The 24,114-nt window shown below is 53.4% G+C and carries 21 protein-coding genes; 18 read left to right on the forward strand and 3 right to left on the reverse strand.

Annotated features, from left to right (window positions below; genetic code table 11):
- Nucleotides 1-37 precede the first annotated feature (37 nt).
- The 17 genes from rpmF to hydF all read left to right on the forward strand — a co-directional run bounded on the left by rpmF (nt 38) and on the right by hydF (nt 16,704).
- Nucleotides 38-211, forward strand: a complete 174-nt coding sequence (gene rpmF / locus KP014_RS16695) for a 50S ribosomal protein L32 (protein WP_019911234.1) — start codon at nt 38-40, stop codon at nt 209-211.
- A gap of 270 nt (nt 212-481) precedes the next feature.
- Nucleotides 482-1,078 carry a transcription factor FapR gene (gene fapR, locus KP014_RS16700; protein ID WP_036599486.1) on the forward strand — a complete coding sequence of 199 codons (597 nt, stop codon included), beginning with the start codon at nt 482-484 and terminating at the stop codon, nt 1,076-1,078.
- Nucleotides 1,062-2,051 carry a phosphate acyltransferase PlsX gene (plsX, locus tag KP014_RS16705; protein WP_036599487.1) on the forward strand — a complete coding sequence of 330 codons (990 nt, stop codon included), beginning with the start codon at nt 1,062-1,064 and terminating at the stop codon, nt 2,049-2,051. The genes fapR and plsX overlap by 17 nt, the downstream gene beginning before the upstream one ends.
- An 8-nt stretch (nt 2,052-2,059) precedes the next feature.
- Nucleotides 2,060-3,049: a beta-ketoacyl-ACP synthase III gene (locus tag KP014_RS16710; RefSeq protein ID WP_139210569.1), complete on the forward strand. Its 990-nt coding sequence runs from the start codon at nt 2,060-2,062 to the stop codon at nt 3,047-3,049.
- Nucleotides 3,050-3,071: 22 nt separating this feature from the next.
- Nucleotides 3,072-4,007 (forward strand): ACP S-malonyltransferase, encoded by a 936-nt coding sequence (gene fabD, locus KP014_RS16715; protein WP_090833949.1) that lies wholly within the window; start codon nt 3,072-3,074, stop codon nt 4,005-4,007.
- A gap of 47 nt (nt 4,008-4,054) precedes the next feature.
- Entirely contained in the window at nt 4,055-4,804 is a 750-nt protein-coding gene (gene fabG, locus KP014_RS16720) for a 3-oxoacyl-ACP reductase FabG (RefSeq protein ID WP_025694920.1), read from the forward strand.
- Between the two features lie 132 nt (nt 4,805-4,936).
- Nucleotides 4,937-5,170: an acyl carrier protein gene (acpP, locus tag KP014_RS16725; protein WP_025334828.1), complete on the forward strand. Its 234-nt coding sequence runs from the start codon at nt 4,937-4,939 to the stop codon at nt 5,168-5,170.
- Between the two features lie 214 nt (nt 5,171-5,384).
- A complete protein-coding gene (gene fabF / locus KP014_RS16730; protein ID WP_090833950.1) occupies nt 5,385-6,623 on the forward strand; it encodes a beta-ketoacyl-ACP synthase II in 1,239 nt (412 codons plus the stop codon).
- A gap of 12 nt (nt 6,624-6,635) precedes the next feature.
- Nucleotides 6,636-7,340 carry a ribonuclease III gene (rnc, locus tag KP014_RS16735; RefSeq protein ID WP_036592422.1) on the forward strand — a complete coding sequence of 235 codons (705 nt, stop codon included), beginning with the start codon at nt 6,636-6,638 and terminating at the stop codon, nt 7,338-7,340.
- A gap of 260 nt (nt 7,341-7,600) precedes the next feature.
- A complete protein-coding gene (locus KP014_RS16740; protein ID WP_036592423.1) occupies nt 7,601-7,951 on the forward strand; it encodes a Na-translocating system protein MpsC family protein in 351 nt (116 codons plus the stop codon).
- Between the two features lie 135 nt (nt 7,952-8,086).
- Nucleotides 8,087-10,231, forward strand: a complete 2,145-nt coding sequence (fdhF, locus tag KP014_RS16745; protein WP_090833951.1) for a formate dehydrogenase subunit alpha — start codon at nt 8,087-8,089, stop codon at nt 10,229-10,231.
- The gene (locus KP014_RS16750) at nt 10,228-10,881 is read left to right on the forward strand and encodes a 4Fe-4S dicluster domain-containing protein (protein WP_036597009.1); all 654 of its coding nucleotides are present in this window, start codon (nt 10,228-10,230) and stop codon (nt 10,879-10,881) included. Before fdhF ends, KP014_RS16750 begins: the two co-directional genes overlap by 4 nt.
- Before the next feature lie 32 nt (nt 10,882-10,913).
- A complete protein-coding gene (locus KP014_RS16755; protein ID WP_246590519.1) occupies nt 10,914-12,314 on the forward strand; it encodes a [FeFe] hydrogenase, group A in 1,401 nt (466 codons plus the stop codon).
- Nucleotides 12,311-12,895, forward strand: coding sequence for a 4Fe-4S dicluster domain-containing protein (locus tag KP014_RS16760; RefSeq protein ID WP_036597011.1), 585 nt, complete (start codon nt 12,311-12,313; stop codon nt 12,893-12,895). Before KP014_RS16755 ends, KP014_RS16760 begins: the two co-directional genes overlap by 4 nt.
- A gap of 2 nt (nt 12,896-12,897) precedes the next feature.
- Entirely contained in the window at nt 12,898-13,992 is a 1,095-nt protein-coding gene (gene moaA, locus KP014_RS16765; RefSeq protein ID WP_090833979.1) for a GTP 3',8-cyclase MoaA, read from the forward strand.
- 9 nt (nt 13,993-14,001) lie between these two features.
- A complete protein-coding gene (locus tag KP014_RS16770; protein WP_051500211.1) occupies nt 14,002-15,423 on the forward strand; it encodes an aspartate ammonia-lyase in 1,422 nt (473 codons plus the stop codon).
- 30 nt (nt 15,424-15,453) lie between these two features.
- A complete protein-coding gene (gene hydF / locus KP014_RS16775) occupies nt 15,454-16,704 on the forward strand; it encodes a [FeFe] hydrogenase H-cluster maturation GTPase HydF (RefSeq protein ID WP_090833953.1) in 1,251 nt (416 codons plus the stop codon).
- A gap of 75 nt (nt 16,705-16,779) precedes the next feature.
- Here the strand turns inward: hydF and hydG are convergent, their stop codons facing one another.
- The 3 genes from hydG to fdhD all read right to left on the reverse strand — a co-directional run bounded on the left by hydG (nt 16,780) and on the right by fdhD (nt 20,314).
- Nucleotides 16,780-18,201 (reverse strand): [FeFe] hydrogenase H-cluster radical SAM maturase HydG, encoded by a 1,422-nt coding sequence (hydG, locus tag KP014_RS16780; RefSeq protein ID WP_036595901.1) that lies wholly within the window; start codon nt 18,199-18,201, stop codon nt 16,780-16,782.
- A 105-nt stretch (nt 18,202-18,306) separates the two neighbouring features.
- On the reverse strand, nt 18,307-19,365 hold the full coding sequence (gene hydE, locus KP014_RS16785) for a [FeFe] hydrogenase H-cluster radical SAM maturase HydE (protein WP_090833981.1): 1,059 nt from the start codon (nt 19,363-19,365) through the stop codon (nt 18,307-18,309).
- 133 nt (nt 19,366-19,498) lie between these two features.
- Nucleotides 19,499-20,314, reverse strand: a complete 816-nt coding sequence (gene fdhD / locus KP014_RS16790; RefSeq protein ID WP_036592136.1) for a formate dehydrogenase accessory sulfurtransferase FdhD — start codon at nt 20,312-20,314, stop codon at nt 19,499-19,501.
- Between the two features lie 223 nt (nt 20,315-20,537).
- On the opposite strand from fdhD, the gene smc reads away from it, so the two are divergent.
- Nucleotides 20,538-24,107 carry a chromosome segregation protein SMC gene (smc, locus tag KP014_RS16795; protein WP_090833954.1) on the forward strand — a complete coding sequence of 1,190 codons (3,570 nt, stop codon included), beginning with the start codon at nt 20,538-20,540 and terminating at the stop codon, nt 24,105-24,107.
- Nucleotides 24,108-24,114 lie beyond the last annotated feature (7 nt).

Here is a 24,114-nt window from a genome sequence, read left to right on the forward strand (position 1 = left end):
GATTAATCGGGTTGACTTGAATAAGGAGGTGGAACACATGGCAGTACCTCAACGTAGAACGTCCAAAACACGCCGTGACAAGCGCCGCACGCACTTTAAGCTGGTTGTCCCGGGCATGGTGAAATGTGAACAATGCGGAGAATTGAAGCTTGCTCACCACGTATGCAAAGTTTGCGGAACGTACAAAGCAAGAGAGATTATCAAGCAATAGTAGTCTTACAAACAAAGTAGTACTTCATCTATCGGTGAGGTGCTATTTTTTTTGCGGACAGGAAATAATTGGGGTGCAGGAAATCCGCTTTGTGGAGGCGCCCGGGGCAGGTTTTGAAGTCAAAGCTTTATTTTTGCGGCCTCATGCTTTATACTACATATTAGTACCAGGTTCTAAATTTATAATGGACATAACTTCCGACATAACTTGCGGCCAATCGAAGGCATTGCTTTCATAAACAAGGACGGGAGGTGAACCGCCATCGAGCGCGTGCCGAAAAAAGAACGCCAGCAGCAGCTGTTGCAGATTATTGAGGACAATCCTTTTGTCACGGACCGTGAGCTTACCCGGCAGCTGAAGGTCAGCATACAGACGATCCGGCTGGACCGAATGGAGCTTGGTATTCCGGAGCTGCGGGAGCGCATGAAGCAGATGGCGGAGCATTCCTACGATCAGGTGCGATCTCTTCCTGTAGACGAAGTGATTGGAGATATCGTTGATCTACAGCTGGACAAGAGCGGCATTTCGATCTTTGAAATCCGTGAGGAGCATGTCTTCTCCAGGAACGGAATTGCCCGTGGCCATTATGTATTCGCACAGGCCAATTCGCTGGCGGTTGCCGTAATCAACGCTGAAATCGCGCTTACCGCCTCTGCAGATATCCGCTTTGTACGCATGGTCCGTCTGGGTGAAAAATGCATTTCCAAGGCTTATGTCCGCTCGCTGGCGGGCCGCAGGGGTAAGGCCGAGGTCGACGTATTTACATATGTTGGCGAAGAGATGGTCTTTCAGGGCCATTTCGTCGTGTATCGGTCCGTAAGCGAAGAATACAGCGAAGGAGTGAGCCGTAGTGCAGATCGCCATTGACGCCATGGGCGGGGATCATGCGCCCGAGAGCAATGTGGAGGGCGCCTTGTCCGCGGCAGCGGAATGGAAAGATACGCAAATTATTCTAGTCGGTGACGAAGCAAGGCTGGCGCCGCTGCTTAAAGATAAGCCGATCAATGTAACGGTCCGTCATGCAAGCGAAGTAATCGGACCCGATGAGGAACCCGTCAAAGCCGTAAGACGGAAAAAGGATTCATCCATGGTTGTTGCAGGAAAGATGGTTAAAGAAGGCGAAGCCGAGGCCATGATATCCGCTGGCAATACGGGCGCTCTTATGACAACAGGGCTGCTCATTGTCGGAAGAATGCCGGGCATCGAGCGTCCTGCGCTGGCTCCGATGATCCCAACCCTCGACGATGTAGGCGTGCTGGCTCTGGACCTTGGCGCGAATATGGACGCCGAACCGCAGCATTTGGCGCAGTACGCGCTGATGGGAAGTATTTACCGCAGCAAGGTGCATGGCATTTCGAAGCCGCGCGTTGGTCTGCTGAACGTCGGAGCGGAGCCCGGAAAGGGCAACAAGCTGACAAAGGAAGCATACCCGCTGCTGGAGCAGCTTCCCGGAATCAACTTTGTCGGCAACGTGGAAGCGCGTGACGTGCTGACGGGAAGCTGCGATGTGCTCGTCTGCGACGGATTTGCCGGCAATATTTTGCTGAAGTCGCTGGAAGGGACGGCGGGGGCGATATTCGCGCTGCTCAAAGAGCAGTTCAGCCGTTCTCTCAAGACAAAGCTTGGAGCGGCGATGCTTATGCCTGAACTGAGAAGTCTTAAAGGCAAGATGGATTACAAGGAGCACGGCGGCGCACCGCTGCTGGGCTTAAGCGGTCTCGTAGTGAAGGGGCACGGTTCTTCTGACGGAAATGCCATCAGAAATGCGGTCCGGCAGGCGCGGCAGGCGCTATCGTCCGGTCTTGTCTCAAGTATATCCAAGGAAATCAGCGGGAAGTGAGTGACATTATGAATAACTTACGGCCGGTCGGCATTATCGGTACGGGAAAATATGTACCTGAAAGAATTTTGACCAACAGCGATTTGGAAAAAATAGTGGAAACAAACGATGAATGGATTGTCAGCCGGACGGGAATCCGGGAGCGGCATATCGCAGCTCCGGATCAAGCGACCTCCGATCTGGCTTACGAAGCTTCGCTCCGTGCGCTGGCTTCGGCGGGCATGAAGCCCGAGGATCTGGATCTGATCATTGTGGCAACGATTACGCCAGACACAACATTCCCTTCTACGGCTTGCATTCTGCAGGATAAGCTCGGAGCGAAGGGCGCGGCGGCATTCGACCTGTCAGCGGCCTGCTCCGGCTTCGTATACAGTCTGGCGACGGCGGTCGGTTTCATTCAGAACGGCATGTACAACAATGCTCTGATTATCGGTGCGGACGCGCTGTCCCGGATTACGGATTATACGGATCGCAACACTTGCGTTCTGTTCGGTGACGGAGCGGGAGCGGTCATTCTCGGCGAAGTGCCTGAAGGTCGGGGATTCAAGTCCTTTGATCTTGGCGCAGAGGGAGCCGGCGGACCGCTTCTGAAGCTGGAAGGCGGCGGCTCGCGGCTGCCTGCTTCGGCAGAGACGGTAGAGGGCAAGAAGCATTTTATCTACATGAACGGACGGGAAGTGTTCAAGTTCGCGGTCCGGGTTATGGGTACGGCAACGGAGAAGGTGCTTGGCAAAGCGGGTCTTACGAAGGAAGACATCGATCTCTTTGTACCGCATCAGGCGAATATTCGCATCATCCAGTCGGCGATGCAGCGTCTGGATCTTCCCCCGGAGAAGTGCGTAATCAATGTAGACAAATACGCGAACACATCGGCGGCATCTATACCGCTCGCCTTGGTGGAAGCGGCGGAAGAGGGACGGATGAAGGAAGGCGACACCGTTCTGATGGTCGGCTTCGGCGGAGGCCTGACTTGGGGCGCTTCCATATTGATTTGGTAAGCTGAAGGGAGCAAATAGCATAATGAGTAAAATCGCATTCGTATTTCCCGGTCAGGGGGCGCAGGCGGTTGGCATGGCGAAGGATGTATATGAAGCTGTGCCTGAGGCTCGAGAGATATTTGAAACAGGCGATGAAGTTCTCGGCTTTCCGCTCAGCACGCTTGTCTTTGAAGGGCCTGACAGCGAGCTTAAGCAGACAGCCAATACGCAGCCCGCGCTGTTGACCGCAAGCGTAGCCTATCTGGAAGCGCTGAAGGGCAAAGGCCTTGCGCCGGATTATGTGGCCGGCCACAGCCTGGGAGAATACAGCGCGCTGGTGGCTGCCGGTGTCCTGGCCTACGGGGACGCCGTCAAGCTGGTGCGTCTGCGCGGCCAGTTTATGGAAGAGGCCGTGCCGGGCGGACAAGGCGCGATGGCCGCCGTGCTGGGCGCCGGGCGCGAGGCGCTGGCGGACCTGTGCCGCAGCGTATCGGAGCAGGAAGGCCCGGTTGAGCTGGCGAACGTCAACTGTCCGGGACAGATTGTCGTATCCGGCTCACAGGCGGGCGTGAACGCGGTCGTTCAGCGGGTGAAGGAAGCAGGCGGCAAGCGGGCAATTCCGCTCGAAGTCAGCGGTCCTTTCCATTCCTCCATGATGAAGGAAGCGGCTGAAAGACTGTCGGACGAGCTGGCGAAGACGGAATTCAAGGCCCCGTCCGTTCCCGTTGTCGTCAACGTTACCGCGCTTCCCGTCACGAATCCGGAGGAAATCCGCGAGCTGCTAGTCCGGCAGGTGTACTCGCCGGTACTGTGGCAGGATACCGTGGAACAGCTGATTAAAGAAGGTGTTGACACGTTTGTGGAGATCGGTTCCGGCAGCGTGCTCGCTGGACTCATCCGCAAGATCGACAAGAACGTCAAGGTAATCAACATCAACAGCCTGGAAAGCATTGAAGCTCTTAGCTTGACTGCTTTCTGATTGAACAGTAAGACGAGCTTTACGGAATATGAAAGGGGACTAATAGGATGTTCTCAGCATTACGGGGCCAGACGGCCCTCGTTACCGGCGCTTCTCGCGGCATCGGCCGCAGCATCGCGCTGGCGCTGGCGGAGCATGGCGTCAAGGTCGCCGTGAACTATTCAGGCAGCGAAGATGCAGCCCGGGAGACCGTGGAACGCATCGCGGAGCTCGGTTCCGAAGGAATCGCGCTCCGGGGCAATGTCGGCAGTGCTGAACAGGCGGAAGCCCTGGTTAAAGAAACCCTCGGCGCCTGGGGTCGGATCGATATACTCGTGAATAACGCGGGCATTACAAGGGACAACCTGATTATGCGGATGAAAGAGGAAGAGTTCGATCAGGTCATAGAGACGAATCTCAAAGGCGTGTTCAACTGTCTTAAGGCTGTCACCCGCCCGATGATGAAGCAGCGTTATGGCCGGATCATCAATATTTCCTCCGTGGTCGGCGTGACAGGCAATCCAGGTCAGGCTAACTATTCGGCGGCGAAGGCCGGCATTATCGGACTGACCAAATCAGCTGCGCGCGAGCTTGCTTCCCGCGGCATTACGGTCAACTGTATTGCCCCCGGCTTTATCGACACCGATATGACCCGACAGCTGTCTGATGAAGTCCGCGCCGATCTGGCAAAGGGCATTCCGCTCGCACGTCTCGGTCTGCCGGAGGAAATTGCTTCGGCTGCGCTCTTCCTTGCATCCGAGGGAGCGGCTTACATGACGGGCCAGACGCTTCATGTTGACGGCGGCATGTATATGTAATATTTTCAGTGGCTCCGGGTTGATCCCGAAGAGTGAGAATGAGCGTCAAAATTAGCGGGTTAAAGCGTTTTTTTAGCTCTATGGCATTTTGAACTCATATCTCGTATAATACCAAAAGAGGAGGTGAACCGGATGTCCGATGTATTGGAGCGTGTAAAGCGCATTGTCGTCGACCGCTTAGGAGCCGACGAAGCCGAAGTCACACTGGAAGCGTCTTTCAAAGATGATTTGGGAGCTGATTCTCTCGACGTTGTAGAATTGGTTATGGAATTGGAAGATGAATTCGATATGGAGATCTCTGATGAAGATGCAGAGAAGATTACGACCGTGGGTGAAGTTGTAAACTACATACAATCTCATACCTAGAGTCCATGGTTTAAAAAGTCCCGTACCTGCTTAAGGCGGGACTTCTCCTCATTTTACAGTGTTTGCACTTTGCGAAAGCTGCGCTTTGGTAAGCGTATTTCCAAGGAAAATAACAAACCGCCGCTTTTTTTTGCGGCGTTTGCAGTTTATATAGTAGTAAGCTAGAGAGAAATTACGACTGTAGCCATACAGTAATCAGATGGGGTGAATGCTTTTGAGTCATAGAGTGGTTGTTACCGGTATGGGTGTGATGACAGCGCTTGGCAAAGATCTAGAGACATTCTGGAACAGCTTGATGAGCGGTAAGTCCGGGGTTTCTACGATCGAATCCTTCGATGTGAGCGAATATCCGACACGGATCGCGGCTTCGATTAAAGATTTTGATCCGGAAGAGTTGTTCGGCCGCAAGGAGGCCCGCAAGATGGACCGTTTTGTACAACTTGCGCTCGCGGCAGGACAGCAGGCGCTGGGGGACAGCGGCTTGGTGATTGGCGAGAATATTGAAGCCGAGAGAATTGGCGTATCCGTCGGTTCAGGCATTGGCGGACTCGGCACCTGGGAAGATCAGCATAACCTGCTGCTTGAAAAAGGTCCAAAACGCGTCAGCCCGTTCTTTATTCCGATGATGATCGCGAATATGGGTTCGGGGCAGCTATCCATCAGCCTTGGAGCAAAGGGGCCTAATACAACGCAGGTTACCGCCTGCGCGACGGGGAGCCACGCTATTGGTGATTCGTTACGCATGATTCAGCGCGGAGATGCGGACGCCATGATCTGCGGCGGCGCGGAAGCGACCATCCGTCCGACGGGCATGGCAGGCTTCTGTGCGATGAGAGCGATGTCCACGCGCAATGACGAGCCGGAAAAGGCAAGCCGTCCGTTCGATTCGGACAGAGATGGCTTCGTCATGGGCGAAGGCGCCGGCATCCTGGTGCTGGAATCTCTGGAGCATGCGCTTCAGCGGGGCGCCCGGATTTATGCCGAGGTTATCGGCTACGGCTTGAGCGGCGATGCCCACCATATGACCGAACCCGATCCGGACGGCGCGGCGCGCTGCATGAAGATGGCGATTCGCGATGCAGGCATCAAGCCCGAGGATATTGACTATATTAACGCACATGGCACCTCGACTCCTGTAGGGGACAAGTCGGAGACAACGGCTATCAAGATGGCGCTGGGAGACCATGCGTACAAGGTGGCGGTCAGCTCTACGAAATCCATGACAGGGCACCTGCTTGGTGCAGCTGGCGGTGTGGAGGCGATCATTTGCGGACTTTCCCTGCAGAATAACATGATTGCTCCAACAATCAATTTGGACAACCAAGACCCCGAATGCGATCTGGACTATGTTCCGAATAAACCTCGTGAAGCGGAGCTGAACATTGTTATGTCCAATTCATTCGGATTCGGAGGACATAACGCGACCGTTATTTTGAAAAAATACAATCAGTAAGGAGACCGTGCGATGAATGGGGACCTGAAGCAATTACAAAGTCAACTTCATATTCAATTCCACGATTCTTTGCTGCTGAAGCAGGCTTTTACCCATGCGTCCTATGTCAATGAACACCGTTTCAATCAGCACCAGGACAATGAACGTCTTGAATTCTTGGGCGACGCTGTCCTGGAGCTGACGGTTTCCGAATATTTATATAATCTGCTTCCGGATCGCCCGGAAGGTGAGTTGACCAAGCTGCGGGCCGCTATCGTCTGCGAGCCATCGCTGGTCAAGTTCGCCGAGAACCTTGGATTTGGCCGCTATGTGCTGCTTGGCAAAGGCGAAGAGCTGACGGGAGGACGAACCCGGCCGGCGCTGCTGGCCGATGTGTTTGAATCCTTCGTGGGAGCGCTTTATCTCGATCAAGGACTCGTGACGGTACGGAAGTTTTTGGATAACCATGTGTTCCCGCTGGTAGAGACGGATGGGAAGCTGCAAATGCAGATGACCGACTTCAAGACCGAACTGCAGGAATTGATTCAGCATCATGGCATGGGCACCTTGGAGTATCGGATTATCGAGGAACGGGGACCGGCTCACGAACGCGAATTTGTTTCCGAAGTAAGTATGGCCAGCCGTACGCTGGGCCAGGGAAGCGGGCGCTCGAAAAAGGAAGCGGAACAGCATGCTGCGGCAGCCGCGCTGCTGCGCCTGAAAGAGGACGGCGCCTGAGAGAATGGAGAATGCGAAGTATTACGTGTAAAAGCAGCAGAGCAGCAAAGGTCTGATTCCGGCGTACAAACGGAAATCAGACCTTTGCTGCTCTTTTTTCGAATTCTAACGATAATGTCCAGGAATTGAAGAATAACAGTTGGAAACGTATGGATAAGTGTTAATTTGTATGTTGACAAGAATTTTGGAAAAGTCTAACATGAACATGTAATAAATTAAATAAAATTCCATAAACAGATGGTTAGTATTGAGGTGTTTGGATGCCTGAGACTGAATTCGAATACCAGGAGAAGATTAGAAGACTTGTAGTCAAGATTGTTAAGCACTATCGGGGCAGAGGCCCGGAGAATGTGAAGGTTAAGCTTGCGAGCGACCAATTAATCACCATTGAGATTAGGGGAATTCTCTCGAGTCTATCTGAGATTTTAGTAAAAGAAGGTGCTGTCGATCTCGTTGCGGAATATTGGAAAGTATTAAAGCCCTATTTGGAAAAAGAATTTATGGCCGAAATGATAGACACGCTTGGCAGCCCGTTTACATATACTTGGAGGATTTACGAACTTTGTCCAAGCGGCCGGGCAATTATGATTCAACTGAATAAATCGGTTTGATTGAAGAGAAAGGGCGTCAGCTTCTTCGCTTTTTAATAAGCCAGTACACGGTGTATTTTTCTATTTATACTTTGTATTGGCTTATTTTTTGTTGTGCTATTTGTGCAAAAAATCACATGAAAAGGCGGTTATCCAATGAAGAACAAAGTACTGACAATATGCCCGTATTGCGGCAGCGGTTGTCACATGAATTTACTGGTTGAAGACGGAAAGGTCGTGGGGGCTGAGCCTGCGGATGGAAGAACGAACGAAGGGAATTTGTGCCTGAAGGGCCATTATGGCTGGGATTTTCTGAATGATCCGCAGATTCTGACCGCTCGCCTTCGCAAGCCTATGATTCGTAAAGAAGGGGTTCTGCGAGAGGTTTCTTGGGAGGAGGCCATCCAATTTACAGCAGAGAAGCTTACGGCCATTAAGGAACAATATGGTCCTGATGCGATCATGGGTACAGGTTCGGCCAGAGGACCGGGCAATGAGGCTAACTATGTGATGCAAAAATTTATGCGTGCGGTGATCGGTACCAATAATATTGACCACTGCGCCAGAGTGTGCCATGGTCCGTCCGTGGCAGGGCTGACCTATTCGCTGGGCGATGGGGCCATGTCGAATTCTATTCCGGAGATAGAGGATACGGATTTGTTATTCATTTTTGGCTATAATGCCCCAGTCACGCACCCGATTGTAGCCAGAAGAATCGTCAAAGCGAAGGAGAAGGGCGCTACCATTATCGTATCCGATCCACGAAAGACAGAATTGGCTAGAATTGCAGATACTTGGCTCCCTCTTAAAGGCGGAACGAACATGGCGCTTGTAAATGCATTTGGAAATGTACTCATAGAGGAAGAATTATATGACAAGGATTATGTAGCCAACTATGTGGAAGGATTTGCTGAATATAAGGAAAGTGTGAAAAAGTATACGCCTGAATATGCCGAGACCATCACCGGTGTAAAAGCAAATGACATTCGCAAGGTGATGCGGCAGTACGCCAAATCAAATAAAGCGATGATTCTGTATGGCATGGGAGTATGCCAATTCGCTCAGGCGGTGGACGTAGTCAAAGGGCTTGCCTCGCTCGCACTGCTGACCGGAAATTTCGGCAGACCCAGTGTCGGTATTGGACCGGTCCGCGGCCAGAACAATGTACAGGGCTCATGCGACATGGGGGCATTGCCTAATGTGTATCCGGGCTATCAATCCGTTACCGATCCCAAAATACGCAAAAAGTTCGAGAAGGCCTGGGGCGTAATGCTGCCGGATAAAACCGGGTATCACTTGACGGAAATTCCCCATCTTGTATTGAAGGAAAATAAGGTGAAAGCCTATTACATTTTTGGCGAAGACCCGGTACAGAGTGATCCGAATGCAGCCGAAGTGAGGGAAACGCTGGAGAAGATGGAGTTTGTCATTGTGCAGGATATCTTCATGAACAAGACGGCGCTGCATGCGGATGTCATCCTGCCCGCTACCTCCTGGGGCGAACATGAAGGTGTGTATTCGTCAGCCGACCGCGGATTTCAGCGGATTAGAAAGGCCGTAGATCCTCCAGGGGATGTAAAGCCGGATTGGCAAATTATCAGTGAACTGTCCACGGCGATGGGCTACCCGATGTCCTACAAGAATACGGAAGAGATTTGGGACGAGATGAGAGCCCTCTGTCCGAAATTTGCGGGAGCAAGCTATAAAAGGATGGAAGAGCAGGGCGGTGTACAGTGGCCCTGCCCATCCGAAGATCATCCGGGTACTCCATATTTATATGAGGGTAACCGCTTTTCGACGCCTAACGGCAAAGGGCGGCTGTTTGCCTGTGAATGGAGAGCTCCGCTGGAGCAGCCGGATCAGGAATATCCGTTAACGCTGTCCACCGTCCGTGAAGTCGGACATTATTCCGTCCGGACCATGACCGGGAACTGCCGCGCCCTTAGCCAGTTGTCCGATGAGCCCGGTAATATCCAGGTCAGTCCAGTGGATGCTTCCAGCCTCGGCATTACAGACGGGCAGTTGGTTAGAATTATCTCCCGGCGGGGAAGGATCGTAGCCAGGGCGCAAATCAGCGACCGGGTCAAAGCAGGCGCCACCTATATGACCTATCATTTCTGGATTGGCGCTTGCAACGAACTGACAGGCGATGCTTTGGACCCCATCTCCAAGACGCCGGAATACAAATATTGCGCGATTCGATTGGAGCGGATTCCGGATCAGCTTCGGGCCGAAGAGAAGGTACGGCAGCAATATGAGTCGCTTAGAAAGCAAATGCATGTGGGGGCGGGTCAGGCATGAGGAAGGAACGGCCCAATTCGTTCGTCATTGCCGAAGCCGGCAAATGCATAGGCTGTAAAGCGTGCGAACTGGCCTGCTTCGCCGTGCATAACCGTGATAACGGGGTGGCTGCTGCTGTAGGAACGGTAACCATGCCGGTCATTCCAAGGCTGTATGTCATCCGCACGGACAGCTTCACGATGCCTGTACAGTGCCGGCATTGCGAGAACGCGCCTTGCGCCGGCGTCTGTCCGGTACAAGCAATCGTGCAGGAGGAAGGCGCTATTACTATCGATGAGGATCGCTGCATAGGCTGCAAAGCTTGTGCCATGGCTTGCCCTTTTGGAGCGATCAGTCTGTATAAGGCGTACAGCAGCGGCCAGGAGCATAAGCAGCCGCACTTAAGAGAACAGCTGAACGGCAGATTGGAACGGAAAACCAGAGTCATCGCTTATAAATGTGATTTATGCCATGATATCGCGTCTGACGGGAATACGGCTTCTGGGGAGATTGCGGGAGCAGGCGCAGTGAATAATAGCGGGAGCCTGACTGAAGGCGGAGGCGGGCCGGTTCCCGCTTGTGCCTCGGTCTGTCCGGAGCAGGCGCTGACACTGGTTAGTCCGAGCTTCGGGGCATCCAGATCACGGAAAGCTGCAGGGCTGAGATTATGATAAAGCTAATCATAGAAAAGAAGGGTTCATCTGTGACGCCAAACATCGATCCGATCATTCATATTGACGAAGAACTATGCACCGGGTGCAGGCGGTGCGCGGAGGTATGCCCGGTGGATGCCATTATCGGGGAAGCGAGCACACCCCAAAGCATTGATGCGCACCGCTGCGTCGTTTGCGGGCAATGTGTACAGACATGCGCCGCTTATGCGGCGGAAAACGATCCTTCCCTGACTTCCCGTGCAGAGAAGCTGCGGCAAAGAGGTCAGCTTTCCAGTGTGCGTGAACCGCTATTTGCCGCCTATTCGACCGGACATGCAATAGAGCTAAAGGAAGCGCTGGCCGACCCGAAACGGTATAAAGTCGTGCAATGCGCTCCGGTCATCCGCGTGTCGCTGGCGGAGGAATTCGGCTTGCCCTTTGGCACATTAACTCCGGGTAAGATGGCGGCGGCGTTAAGATTGCTGAATTTTGATAGAGTTTATGATACAAATTTCGGAGCCGACGTCACGATTATGGAAGAGGGCAGCGAATTAATTAGCAGGGTCATGTCCGGCGAACGGCTGCCGATGTTCACCTCCTGCTGCCCGGCCTGGGTCAAGCATGCGGAGACGGCAGCGCCGCATGTGCTGGATCATCTGTCGAGCTGCAAGTCGCCAATGCAAATGGTAGGATCCTTGGTCAAGACCTACAGCGCCGAATTGGATGGAATTGCCCCGGCCGATATCCTCAGCGTGGCGGTAATGCCCTGTACGTGCAAGAAATTTGAGGCCGGCAGGGAAGAAATGAATGTCGACGGGCTCCGCGAAGTAGATATGGTCATTACAACGAGGGAACTGGCCCAGTTAATTAAGGACAAGGGCATTGATTTCATCAACCTTCCCGACGAAACGTTTGACTCGCCGCTTGGCAAATATTCCGGAGCAGGAACGATCTTTGGCGCCACCGGGGGAGTCATGGAAGCGGCGATCCGGACGGGGTATGAGCTTGTGACGCACGAGCCCATTCCGAATCTTCAGCTCGATTTTATCAGAGGGGATGAAGGAATTCGTACGGCAACGGTTCAGATTGGGGATTTGGAGCTGAAGGTTGCCATGGTCGCAGGGCTTAAATATGTCTCTACCATTTTGGAACAAGTGGCCAAAGGCACCTGCCCTTATCATTTTATAGAAGTCATGGCTTGTCCTGAAGGATGCGTCAGCGGCGGCGGCCAACCGAAGCTTCTGCTGGAGACGCAGCGAAAGAGCGCTTATCAGGCCAGGAAGAGCTCGATATACCGTCATGATTCTAATCAGAAGGTCCGCAAATCACATGAGAACCCGGCAATTATTAAATTATACAAAGACTTTTTAGGTGAGCCTTTAGGCCATGCTTCACATCATTTGCTGCATACCAAATTCTTTTCCAGAAGTGTTAAGGGGGAAATGAAATGAATAATTTTGTTGTTGCTGATCCTGATAAATGCATAGGATGTCATACTTGTGAGGCAGCCTGTGTCGTTGCGCATTCGGGAAACCGTCTATTTGAGCAGGAAGAAAGCGAGATTGCATTTTACCCGCGTCTGAGTGTAGTCGAGACGGAAGCCGTTACTGCCCCCGTCCAGTGCAGACATTGTGAGGATGCTCCTTGCGCCAATGTATGCCCTAACGGCTCGATTACGAACAAGGACCATAGCATTATTATTAACCAGGATACATGTATTGGCTGTAAAACCTGCATGCTGGTCTGTCCCTATGGGGCTATTCAAATGGTTACTGCGTATCGGGATGGTCAGAAGCAGCGGCAGTCCGGCCTGCGGTCAAATGCTGCGGGTGTATTGAGCCCGAAGGAAAGAATCGTTGCGCAGAAATGCGATCTCTGTGAAGAAAGCGGCAATGGACCGGAATGTGTACGGGTATGCCCGACGAATGCGCTGCAGCTCATTGTCCCGAGTCAAATCGAACAGTCGGCTTCCCGGAAAAGAATTGCCAGCGCACAGCTGCTGCAGCCGTTTGGCGATTTATCCGGCTATTGAGCATGTTAAAATTCCATCCGAGTGTTCAGTCACAAAATGCAGAAAGCAAGGTGAATCCTTTGTCCGATCCTTTGGTTGACTCCTTTGGCCGTGTACATAATTATGTGCGGCTCTCCATTACCGACCGCTGCAATCTTGGCTGTCAGTATTGCAGACCGGGGAACAGAGCGGAATATACTTCGCAGACGGACCTGCTTACTTTTGACGATATGGTTGCCATCGTAAATGTACTCGCAGAGATGGGTGTCACTAAGGTTAGGATTACCGGCGGAGAACCGCTGCTGCGGCCCCGTCTGGAAGAGCTTGTGGCCAGGCTTGGCGCCGTATCAGGAATCAGACGCATTGGGCTGACCACCAACGGCCTGCTGCTGGCATCCAAGGCTCGCGAACTTCGCCGGGCGGGGCTAACCGATGTGAATATCAGTCTGGATTCCCTCCTGCCGGAGCGGTACGCCCAGATCACGCGCGGCGGTGATCTAGGCCGGGTATTGGACGCCATTGAAGCCTGCTTTGAAGCCGGATTCGAAACGCTGAAGCTCAATGTTGTACTCATGCAAGGCGTGAACGACGACGAAATCGAGTCATTTTTGCGGTTGACGCTGAACTATCCGCTGCAAATCCGCTTTATCGAATATATGCCTGTTGGCATGCAGCAAGAGGGATGGAATGCGAAATATATGCCGCTGGAGGGAATACTGGCCCAATGTGCGAAGAGGGAATGGAACGCGCGCCTTGTTGAGCCTGCTGACAGTCTGTCGAATCTATCTTTTTGTGGAGCGGCAGACGATGCGGGGCCGGCCAAGTATTACCGGATTTCCGGAGCTGCCGGAGAATTCGGCCTGATTAATCCGGTCAGCGAACATTTCTGCATGGCCTGCAACCGGCTGCGTATAACGGCGAACGGATATGTTAAGCCCTGTCTCTATTGGAACGACGAGTGGGATCTCAAGCCGTTTATCGGAAATGACGAGAGGCTTAGACAAGTAATCCGGCAATCGCTCGAAGCCAAACCGCAGCGGCATGAGATGATCGTTCAGCCGAGCCACAAGCCTTCTCAGCACGTTATGCTGCGTCAGATGTCTCAGATTGGCGGGTGAATGCTTAGAATGAGCGATGAATTCAAATTTCGCACGGAACAGGACTCGCTTGGCAGTGCCTCAGTGCCTGAGGATGCCTACTATGGTATTCATACCGTGCGGGCGCGTGACAATTTTGCCGTCAGCGGCCGTCCGGCTCATCGGCGGCTCATGCGGGCAATGGTGCTAGTCAAGAAAGCTGCGGCAAAAGTAAACGGGCAGCATGGAGATATTCCGGAGTCTGCCGCTAAGGCGATTCAGTTGTCCTGCGATGATATTTTGGCAGGTCTGCTGGATGATCATTTTATCGTGGATGCCTATCAGGGCGGAGCCGGAACCAGCACCAACATGAATGTGAATGAGATGATTGCCAACCGGGCAATCGAGTGGCTTGGCGGAATCAAGGGGGACTACCGGCTAGTCCATCCAATTGACCATGTAAATCTGTATCAGTCCACGAATGACGTCTATCCGACCGCTCTGCGCATCGCTGTCATCCCGCTGCTGCGTTTGCTGAGTGAAGAGCTGTCTTCACTTCAAGAAGCGCTGCAGGAGAAGGAACGGCAGTACGCGGATGTGTTAAGGCTGGGCCGGACGCAGCTAATGGACGCGCTGCCAATCATGGCCGGACAGAGCTTCGGCGCCTACGCCAAAGCGGTGGCCCGTGACCGGTGGCGGCTGTATAAAGCGGAGGAAAGGTTGCGGGAAATCAATATCGGCGGCACGGCTGTCGGCACAGGGATGAACGCGCCGCTTACGTATGCCTATGCCATTGCGGAGGAGCTGCGGGAAATGACCGGGCTCGGGTTATGCCGCAGTGATTTTCCGATGGATGCCACGCAGAATATGGATGTATTTGTAGAGACTTCAGGTCTGCTCAAAGCGGCCGCGGTGAATCTGCTGAAGATATCTGGCGATTTCCGGCTGCTGAATTCCGGACCATCCGGCGGCATTGGCGAATATAAGCTGCCCGCTGTACAAGTTGGCTCTTCCATAATGCCCGGTAAGGTCAATCCGGTCATCGCCGAAATGGCCGGGTCCGTCTCGATGCGGGTGATCGCTAACGATACAGCGGTGACGCTGGCGGCGGCAAGCGGACAGCTTGAGCTTAACGCGTTTACGCCCTTGATTGCCGAGGCGCTGCTCGAATCCTTGGAACTGTTAAGCCGTGCCGTTCCGCTGTTCAAGGAGCGTTGTGTCCAGGGTTTAAAGCTGGATGCCGACCGTTGTCATCAGAATCTAAGCCGCTCGGGAGTGATGGCTGCTGCTGCGGTATCTTATCTTGGATATGACACCGCCGCTGAGCTGGCTATGGCCGTCACTGCTACGGGAGAGCCGCTTGAACAACTGTTACAGGAACGCGGCCTGATGGAAGAGGAGCAAATAGAAGCGATTCTTCATCCGCTGGAAGTGACCAAGCCGGGTATTCCCGGAAGCGGCAGAGGAGTCTGAAGAGGATAGGAAAGCGAAGGAGAGCACCCTATGAGCTTGAACGATACACCGCGCGGAGAACGATTGCACATTGCTGTCTTCGGAAGGCGTAATGCCGGTAAATCGAGTGTCATTAACGCGCTTGGCGGTCAGGAGACCTCGATTGTTTCCCCGGTGAGCGGTACGACGACCGACCCAGTCTATCAGCCGATGGAGCTGCTGCCGGTGGGCCCGGTGGTGCTTATTGATACAGCTGGACTGGATGACGTTGGCGATTTGGGGCAGCAGCGTATCCATAAAACGATGCGTATATTTAACAAAACCGATTTGGCACTGCTTGTGGTTGATGCCGCCCATGGCGCTGACGAATTTGAGCAGGAACTGCTGCGGACGATTGCTGCCAGAGAGATTCCGGTCATTGTTATTTTAAACAAAATCGATTTGCTTACCTCGGATGGAGATCAAGGTCAGACCGGGTTGGCGGCGGCACATGTAGAAACCACGCTTGGCCTCAAGCCGCTTCCATTAAGCGCCGCCGCTGGATCTGGTATCGGCGAATTGAAGACGGCCATTGCAGCCGCCTTACCGAGGGGAGAAGACAAGTTCCGGATCGTAGGCGACTTGTTAAGTCCAGGTGACCTGGCCGTTCTTGTCGTCCCAATCGATAAGGCCGCACCCAAAGGCAGGCTGATCTTACCCCAGCAGCAGACCATTCGCGACATTATGGAATGTGATGCGGTAGCTGTGGTGACCAAGGAACAGGAACTCGCGCATACGCTGGCGGCACTGGGGCGCAAGCCGAAAGTGGTGATTACAGATTCACAGGCGTTTCTAAAAGCCCAGGCCGACACCCCCAAGGATGTGCCATTAACTTCCTTCTCCATACTGTTCGCCCGCTATAAAGGCGATCTTCCCCGGCTTGTTCGTGGGGTGCGGGCGATCAGCCGCCTGCGTGACGGCGACCGTGTGCTGATTGCGGAAGCCTGCACGCATCATCGGCAGTCCGATGATATCGCCACCGTCAAGATTCCCCGCTGGCTGCGGGAAAAGACGGGTAGACAGCTTCAAATCGTGCATGCCGCAGGCAGCGAATTCCCGGAGGGATTGGAACAGTATTCCCTTATTATTCACTGCGGAGCGTGCGTCCTGAATCGCAAAGCGATGCTGCATCGATTGGAGGAAGCGGGGGCTGCGGGAGTGCCGATTGTCAATTATGGCGTGTTTATTGCCTATGTCCATGGCGTATTCCCGAGGGCGATTGAAATGTTTCCGTCCGCGATGCTGGCTTGGGCGGAGGAATGAAGTTAAAGATCTGTCTATTAAACGAAAGCACCCGGTTCCATGTTTAAAGGTTCCGGGTGCTTTTTATGATGCCTGTTAGAACCGCAGATCTCTTTCGCCCGCATGAATGCGCTGCAATTGCTCACTCGTTGCTTTCTTGACCGACTCCTTGGGGATGCGCTCCAGATTCTCGCGAATAGTCTGTTCGCCAATGGCGCGCATTTCTTCGTCGGCGTAATCCAGCAGGTACTCCTGAAAGGTCATCAAGGAATTCGGCTGGCATACATTATGAATTTGCCCCGACTTGGCCAGCTGCATGAAGCGGTCCCCTGTTCTTCCTTCGCGGTAGCATGCGGTGCAGTAGCTGGGAACATAGCCGCCTTGGCACAGGTTCTTGATAATTTCCATAGGGGAGCGGTGATCGCCGACCGTGAACTGCGGTTTGTCGTCTTTGTCTTTATTGACGCTATATGCGCCGACGCCTGTCGCGGAGCCTGCGCTGATCTGCGAAATTCCCAGCTTAATGATTTGGTCGCGGAATTCCGGGTCTTCACGTGTAGACAGGATCATTCCCGTATAAGGCACGGCCATTCTCAGCACGGCGACAATCTTCGCGAAATCGCGGTCGCCCACAAGATGGGGGTAATTGTCCAGATTCACGTTCTCCGCTTCGCGCAGGCGGGGGACAGAGATGGTATGCGGTCCGCAGCCGAATGCCTGCTCCAGATGTTCGGCGTGCTGCAGCATGGCGATGGTCTCATATTTATAATCATAGAGTCCGTACAGGACACCGATGCCAACGTCGTCGATTCCGGCTTTCATTGCACGGTCCATGGCGGTCGTATGCCAGTCATAGTCCCCTTTGGGTCCTTGAGGATGGTAATTGTGATAGCTGGGTCTGTGATAAGTCTCCTGGAATAAAATATAGGTTCCGATCCCGGCCTCGGCCAGTTGGCGGTATTCTTCCTCCGTCGTGGCGGCAATATTGATGTTAATCCGCCGGATGCTGCCATTGTCCAGCTTGGTCTCGTATATGGTCCGGATACATTCCAGAATGTAGTCGATGGAACAATGGTGCGAGTCTTCACCCGCTTCAAGGACAAGCCGTTTATGGCCAAGTGACTGAAGAACCTTGACCTCCTGGGCAATTTCGTCTTGAGTGAGACGGCTGCGCACAAACTCGGAATTGGAGTGCTTGTATCCGCAGTAGACACAGTTATTGACACAGTAATTGCTGACATAGAGGGGGGCGAACAGCACGATCCGGTTGCCGTATATCCGTTCCTTGATTTCCCTGGATACCTGGTACAGCCTTTCCAGTGTATCTTCATCATCCACGTGCAGCAGCACGGCCGCTTCCTGAGAGGTCAGGCCTTTGCACTCTCTTGCTTTATCCAGGATTGCGGTTACTATTGTGCTGTCGTTTACTGCCGCCTCCCCGTATTTCAGTGATTCCTTGATTTCCTCGTCCTGAATAAAATCCGCCGGACGGCGTTCATTTACTCGGTTCACAAACATCCACTTCTTTCTGGGTTCATTAATGGAAAAAAAAGAAGGCCGAACTTCGCCCGATTGCCTTCCTGTGAAATTTCACGACAACGACAGGTCACAAATGACCATTGTTTACCGAACAGCCTGCTCCCCCGGAGGGCGCGACAGCCAGTTCAGACTATCTCCGCGGCCCATATCGACATGAAAGCCGGCACCCTCAATCCGCTGATCCAGACAGAACCTGCACTGTGCCGATTCATCTCCTGTACAAATTTTATTGTCATATAATGTATATTTTGGACGTACGGACAGGGGAGAGAGATTAGGCATGACTACATTTGCACCCGCTTTTAGTGCGAGCTCCCGCCCGTACGGATGAGCGGTTCCCAAAGCTGTGGTAGCCGGAATCAAGGCGTCAGGCACAAACAAACGCGCAAGTGCAATCATATCTAATGTAGCCTCCACAGTACCAGCCGGCTCGTCCTTTAAAGGCGTAGCTTGGTGCGGCAAAAAAGGGCCGATGCCAACCATATCCGGATTAAGCTCCTTGAGGTACAATAAATCCTTGGCCAAATCTTCGTTCGTCTGTCCGGGCAATCCAACCATAAAGCCGGCTCCGACCTGATAGCCAATAGCTTTCAAGGCACGCAAGCGGTCCCGCCGATTCTCAAAAGTCATGGTCGGGTGCAGCGCCTCATACAGACTGCTGGAAGCCGTCTCATGCCGCAGCAAATAACGGTCCGCACCCGCTTCAAATAACCGGGTATAGGTCTCATCGTCACGTTCGCCGATCGACAGCGTCACCGCAGAATCCGGATAGTGCCGCTTGATATCAGCAACAAGGCCCGCCAGCTTATCCGTTGTATACCAATCGTCTTCTCCGCTCTGCAGAACGAAGGTGCGATAGCCCAAATTATATCCTTCACGGCAGCAGTCCATGATTTCTTCAGGCTTCAGCCGGTAGCGGCTGACTGCCTTATTGGCGGAGCGTATTCCACAGTACATGCAGTTTTGTTTGCATATATTGGAGAATTCAATCAGTCCGCGGAGATACACTCCTGTGCCGTAACGGGCCACCCGCTTCTGATGTGCAAAAGTATGCAGCCGCTTCCTTGAAGTCTGGTCCAAATTTCCTAGAAGATCGACAATTTCTTCGGAACCCAGCGATTCCTGCGTATATAATCGTTCCAGTAAATGATCCGTTGAACATCCCTCCTTAAGCTGAACAGATGCATCCTTTTTTTGTAATAGATAGACATGTAAATAATGTAACAATAGTAAAAATACTGAACTATGAGCTTTCTGCTTGAAATCTCAGGTTTGTTCAATTGTTCTTTAAGATCGCACAGTCGCTGATACGCTCAGGGCGTGTATAAACATTGCATGAATCATGACGGATGAAACCGACTGTCGTGATGCCGAGTTGTTCAGCCAGCTCAAGAGCCAGGGCTGTGGGAGCTGATTTGGACAGAATGATCTCACAGCCGATTTTGGCAACCTTTAATAAGATTTCCGATGAAATCCGGCCGCTGAACACGATTATTTTGTTATTCAGGTTCATCTCGTGCCTCAAGCAGTGGCCGTAAATCTTGTCGAGCGCATTATGCCGGCCGATATCGCTGCGGGCAAGCAGCACCCCGCCGGTATCGCAAATCGCAGCGGAGTGGACGCCGCCTGTCCGGTGAAACAGCTCCGCGCCGGCCTGCACGCTCTCCATAAGGCGGAAACAATCGCCAAAGGATATCGAGACATGAACACCGTCCATTACTTTGGCCGTCCTTGCATCGTTAACATAAACAAAGCCATGGCGGCCGGCGCCGCAGCAGGAACTGACATAACGTTTGGCGTACAACTGGCGGTGAAGATTATTCCAGCGGTCCGTGGAGACGTGTACGAAGCCTTCCTCTTCCTGCGTCCACAGCTCCTTAATATCTTGAATTCCCCGAATGATGCCTTCAGAAGCCAAGTAGCCGATAGCCATGTCCTCAATGTATTCAGGGGTGCATACCAGGGTCACGAATTCTTCACCGTTAATCTTAAGTGTGACCGGATGCTCCGTCACAATTAGATCCGGTTCTCTGGTGATTCGGCCCTGCCGATAACGAATAATGTGTTCTTGCTGTTCAGGTCCCCGCGTCATTTCCATCATCCTTATTAATGAAGATTTAAAATATAGAAAAATAACTATAATAAATAGAAAAAAATAGAAATCAAGAACAACTTTACTACACCACTTTTTGTAATCACTGTCAATTTTATATTTCACAACCAACGATATTTACTGCATCCTGCTCTTCATTGGAGCGTGCTATGTTAGGTTATGGAACGCTATGGTATAATGGGTCGGAGGTGACTGGCGACGTATGTTTTTGAAACGGATTGAATTAGCGGGCTTTAAATCATTTGCCGACAAAACGGAGATGGAGTTTGTGCGCGGCATTACGGCTGTCGTGGGTCCTAACGGAAGCGGCAAGAGCAACATTTCCGACGGCATCCGCTGGGTGCTCGGTGAACAAAGCGCCAAGTCGCTGCGCGGCGGCAAGATGGAAGATATTATTTTTGCCGGAAGCGATGCCCGCAAGGCGGTGAATTATGGCGAAGTGTCGCTGACGCTGGACAATGAAGATCACGCTCTGCCTCTGGACTTCAGCGAAGTGACGGTAACGCGGCGGGTTCACCGCAGCGGAGACAGCGAATATATGATCAACAAGCAGTCATGCAGACTAAAAGATATTACAGAGCTGTTCATGGATACCGGTATCGGCCGTGAGGCTTATTCCATCATCGGTCAAGGCCGGATTGAGGAAATTCTCAGTACCCGGTCAGAGGATCGGCGAGGCATATTTGAAGAGGCGTCAGGCATAGTCAAATATAAATCGCGCAAAAAGGACGCGGGCCGCAAGCTGGATGAGACAGAGCAGAATCTGCTGCGCATCCATGATCTGATCAGTGAAATGGAGGACCAGATCGGTCCGCTGAAGGAACAATCCGAGAAGGCCGTCCGCTACAAGGAACTGAAAGAACAGCTGAAAAATTTGGAAATATCCGTCTATGTGCACCAGATTGAGGGCATTCACGCGGCATGGAAGGACGGCAATGCCAAGCTTGAGATTTTGCGGGACGAGCAGCTTCAATTGTCGACGGTTGTCACAGCCCATGACGCCAAGCTGGAGAGCGGAAGAGCCGCACTTCGCCAAATGGAGGAGCAGATCGAACAGCTGCAGGAACAGCTGCTGCGGTACAGTGAAGCATACGAGAAAAGCGAAGGATACGGCGAACTGCTGAAGGAACGCCGGCGCCATCTAGAGAACAACCGGGAGCAGTTGGTGCAGACCATAGGCTCTGTCGGAGAGCGTTCGGAAGATCGCCAGCGGGAGCTGATAGTGCTGGAAAGCAGCCTGGAGCAGACCCGGCTCCGTCTTGCGGAGCTGCGGCAGCAAATCGCCGACGAAGAAGCCAGATTGACAGGCGTTACGGATGGGCTTAGCCAAAGTAAAGAGGAAAGCTTAAAGAGTGCGCTGCTTGAGCTGATGAATAAAATGGCGCAGGCGCGCAACGAGATACGCTATGCCGATCAGCAGAAGGAAAGCCTGGAGCGGCGGATGAACCGCAGCGCGGAAGAGAGCGGGAAGTGGATCTCGCGGCATCAGGAGCTTCAGCGGGAGCAGGCGAAGCTAAAGGGCCAAATCGAGACGCTTGGCAAGGAGCTAGGGAAACTGCGCAAGGACTACATCTCCGAGAGCGAACAATCGGTATCCCGGCAGAAGTTGCTGGACGAAGCCCATTCGGGACTCCGCAAATGGGAGCAGAAAAGAGAAGCCCAGGTATCCCGCCATGAGACGATGAAGGAAATGCAGGACGACTTCGACGGCTTCATGCTTGGCGTCAAGGAAGTGCTCAAAGGCGCGCGCAAAGGGCAGCTTAGCGGCGTTCACGGTGCTGTGGCCGAGCTGATATCCGTGCCCGAGAAGCTGGAGACGGCTGTTGAAACGGCGCTAGGCGCTTCTTTGCAGCATATTGTCATGGATAATGAAGCCGTGTCGCGCCAAGCGATATCTTTTCTGAAGCAGCGGCAGCTTGGACGCGCGACCTTCCTCCCGCTCGATGTTATCCGGCCGCGGCAGATTACCGGCAGCGACCGGGGAATGATTGAGGGCGCGGAGGGATTCGTTGGAATCGGCTCCGAACTGGTCGGCTTCGAAGGCAAATATGCCAGTATTGTCGGCAGTCTTCTAGGGAATGTCGTCATTGCGGAAAGTCTGGAGCAGGCCAACAAGATTGCGGCCAGATGCCAGTACCGCTACCGCGTCGTTACGCTGGAGGGCGATGTCGTCAACGCCGGCGGATCGATGACCGGCGGCAGTCAGCACAGAAAGAATACCAGTCTGCTGGGACGCAAACGCCAGCTGGACCAGCTCCAAAGCGAAATCGGTGAAACCGAGCACCAGATCGACAAGCTTAAGGCAAGCATCGCCCGGCTGCGCCAGGAGCAGGAAGATTCGAACGACAAGCTGGAGAAGCTTCGGCATGGCGGCGATGAGAAGCGGCTTGAGGAACAGCGTCTTGCCGGCGATTTGAGGCAGCTGGAGCAGGAGCTTCGGCATGTGCAGGAGCAGGTGGAAAGCGCTGGAGCGGAGCGCAGCGGGTTCGAAGGCGAAGCGAAGCAGCTGGAGCAGACAAGGGCGCAGGCGGCAGCCGACCTCGCTCGTCTGGAAGAGGAGGAGAAAGCCGCCCATGAAGCGATCCGTCATGCGGAATCGCAGCGCAAGGCGAGCGAGTCCGAGAGGGAAGAGCTTCAGGGCAAGCTGACCGGCATGAAGGTTGCGGAAGGCAAGCTGGATCAGGAGATATTTTCTCAGGAGGAACAGCTGCGTAGACTGAAGGCAGACGCCGGTTCGCAAGACAAGGAAATGCGGCAGAACCGCAATCTGCTGGCGACGGTTGAGCAGGACCTGGCGACCAATGCCGCGGAAGCCGTCAAGCAGCAGGAAGATCTGAACACATATCGTCTGAAGAAAGAAGAAGCGGCGGAGAAGCTGGATTACGCCCGTGCGGAACGTACGTCCCTAACCCGAAAGCTGGAGCTGGAGGAAGGCGAGACGAAAGAGCAGCGTCAGGCGCTAAAAGCGGTGGATGACCGGCTGCGTGCGACCGAGGTTTCCGTCGGCAGGCTCGACGTTGAGCTTGACAACATCCTGCGCAAGCTGAGCGATGATTACGAGCTGAGCTACGAGCTGGCCAAGCAGCGCTATCCCGTCCCGGAGGATGTCCCTGCAGCGCAGGCTGAAGTACAGAAGCTCAGACGGAGCATTTCCGCGCTCGGCGAGGTGAATCTGGGAGCCGTAGAGGAATACCAGCGGGTGAATGAGCGCTATACATTCCTCAGCGAGCAGAAGGATGATCTCGTTGAAGCGAAGACTACGCTGTATCAAGTCATCCGCGAGATGGAGGATGAGATGTCCAAGCGGTTCAAGCAGACGTTCGATGCCATTCGGAGAGAATTTGGCACGGTCTTCACCAAGCTGTTCGGCGGAGGCCGAGCCGATCTGCTGCTGCTGGACCCGGACCATCTGCTGGATACCGGCATCGATATCGTCGCCCAGCCTCCGGGCAAGAAGCTGCAAAATCTGCAGCTGCTGTCCGGTGGAGAACGCGCGCTGACCGCGATGGCGCTGCTGTTCGCTATCCTGCAGGTAAAGCCGGTTCCGTTCTGCGTGCTGGATGAGGTGGAGGCGGCGCTGGACGAGGCGAATGTCGTAAGGTTTGCCCAGTACCTCCGCGAATTCTCGGAGCAGACCCAGTTCATCGTGGTGACACACCGCAAAGGGACGATGGAAGAAGCGGATGTGCTCTATGGAGTAACGATGGAAGAGGGCGGGGTTTCCAAGCTGGTTTCCGTGCGTCTGGAAGATGAAGAAGCGGAGATCGCTTAATTTGGCA

It is taken from the genome of Paenibacillus sophorae, assembly GCF_018966525.1.
In the GTDB taxonomy this organism is placed as follows: Bacteria; Bacillota; Bacilli; order Paenibacillales; family Paenibacillaceae; genus Paenibacillus_AQ; species Paenibacillus_AQ sophorae.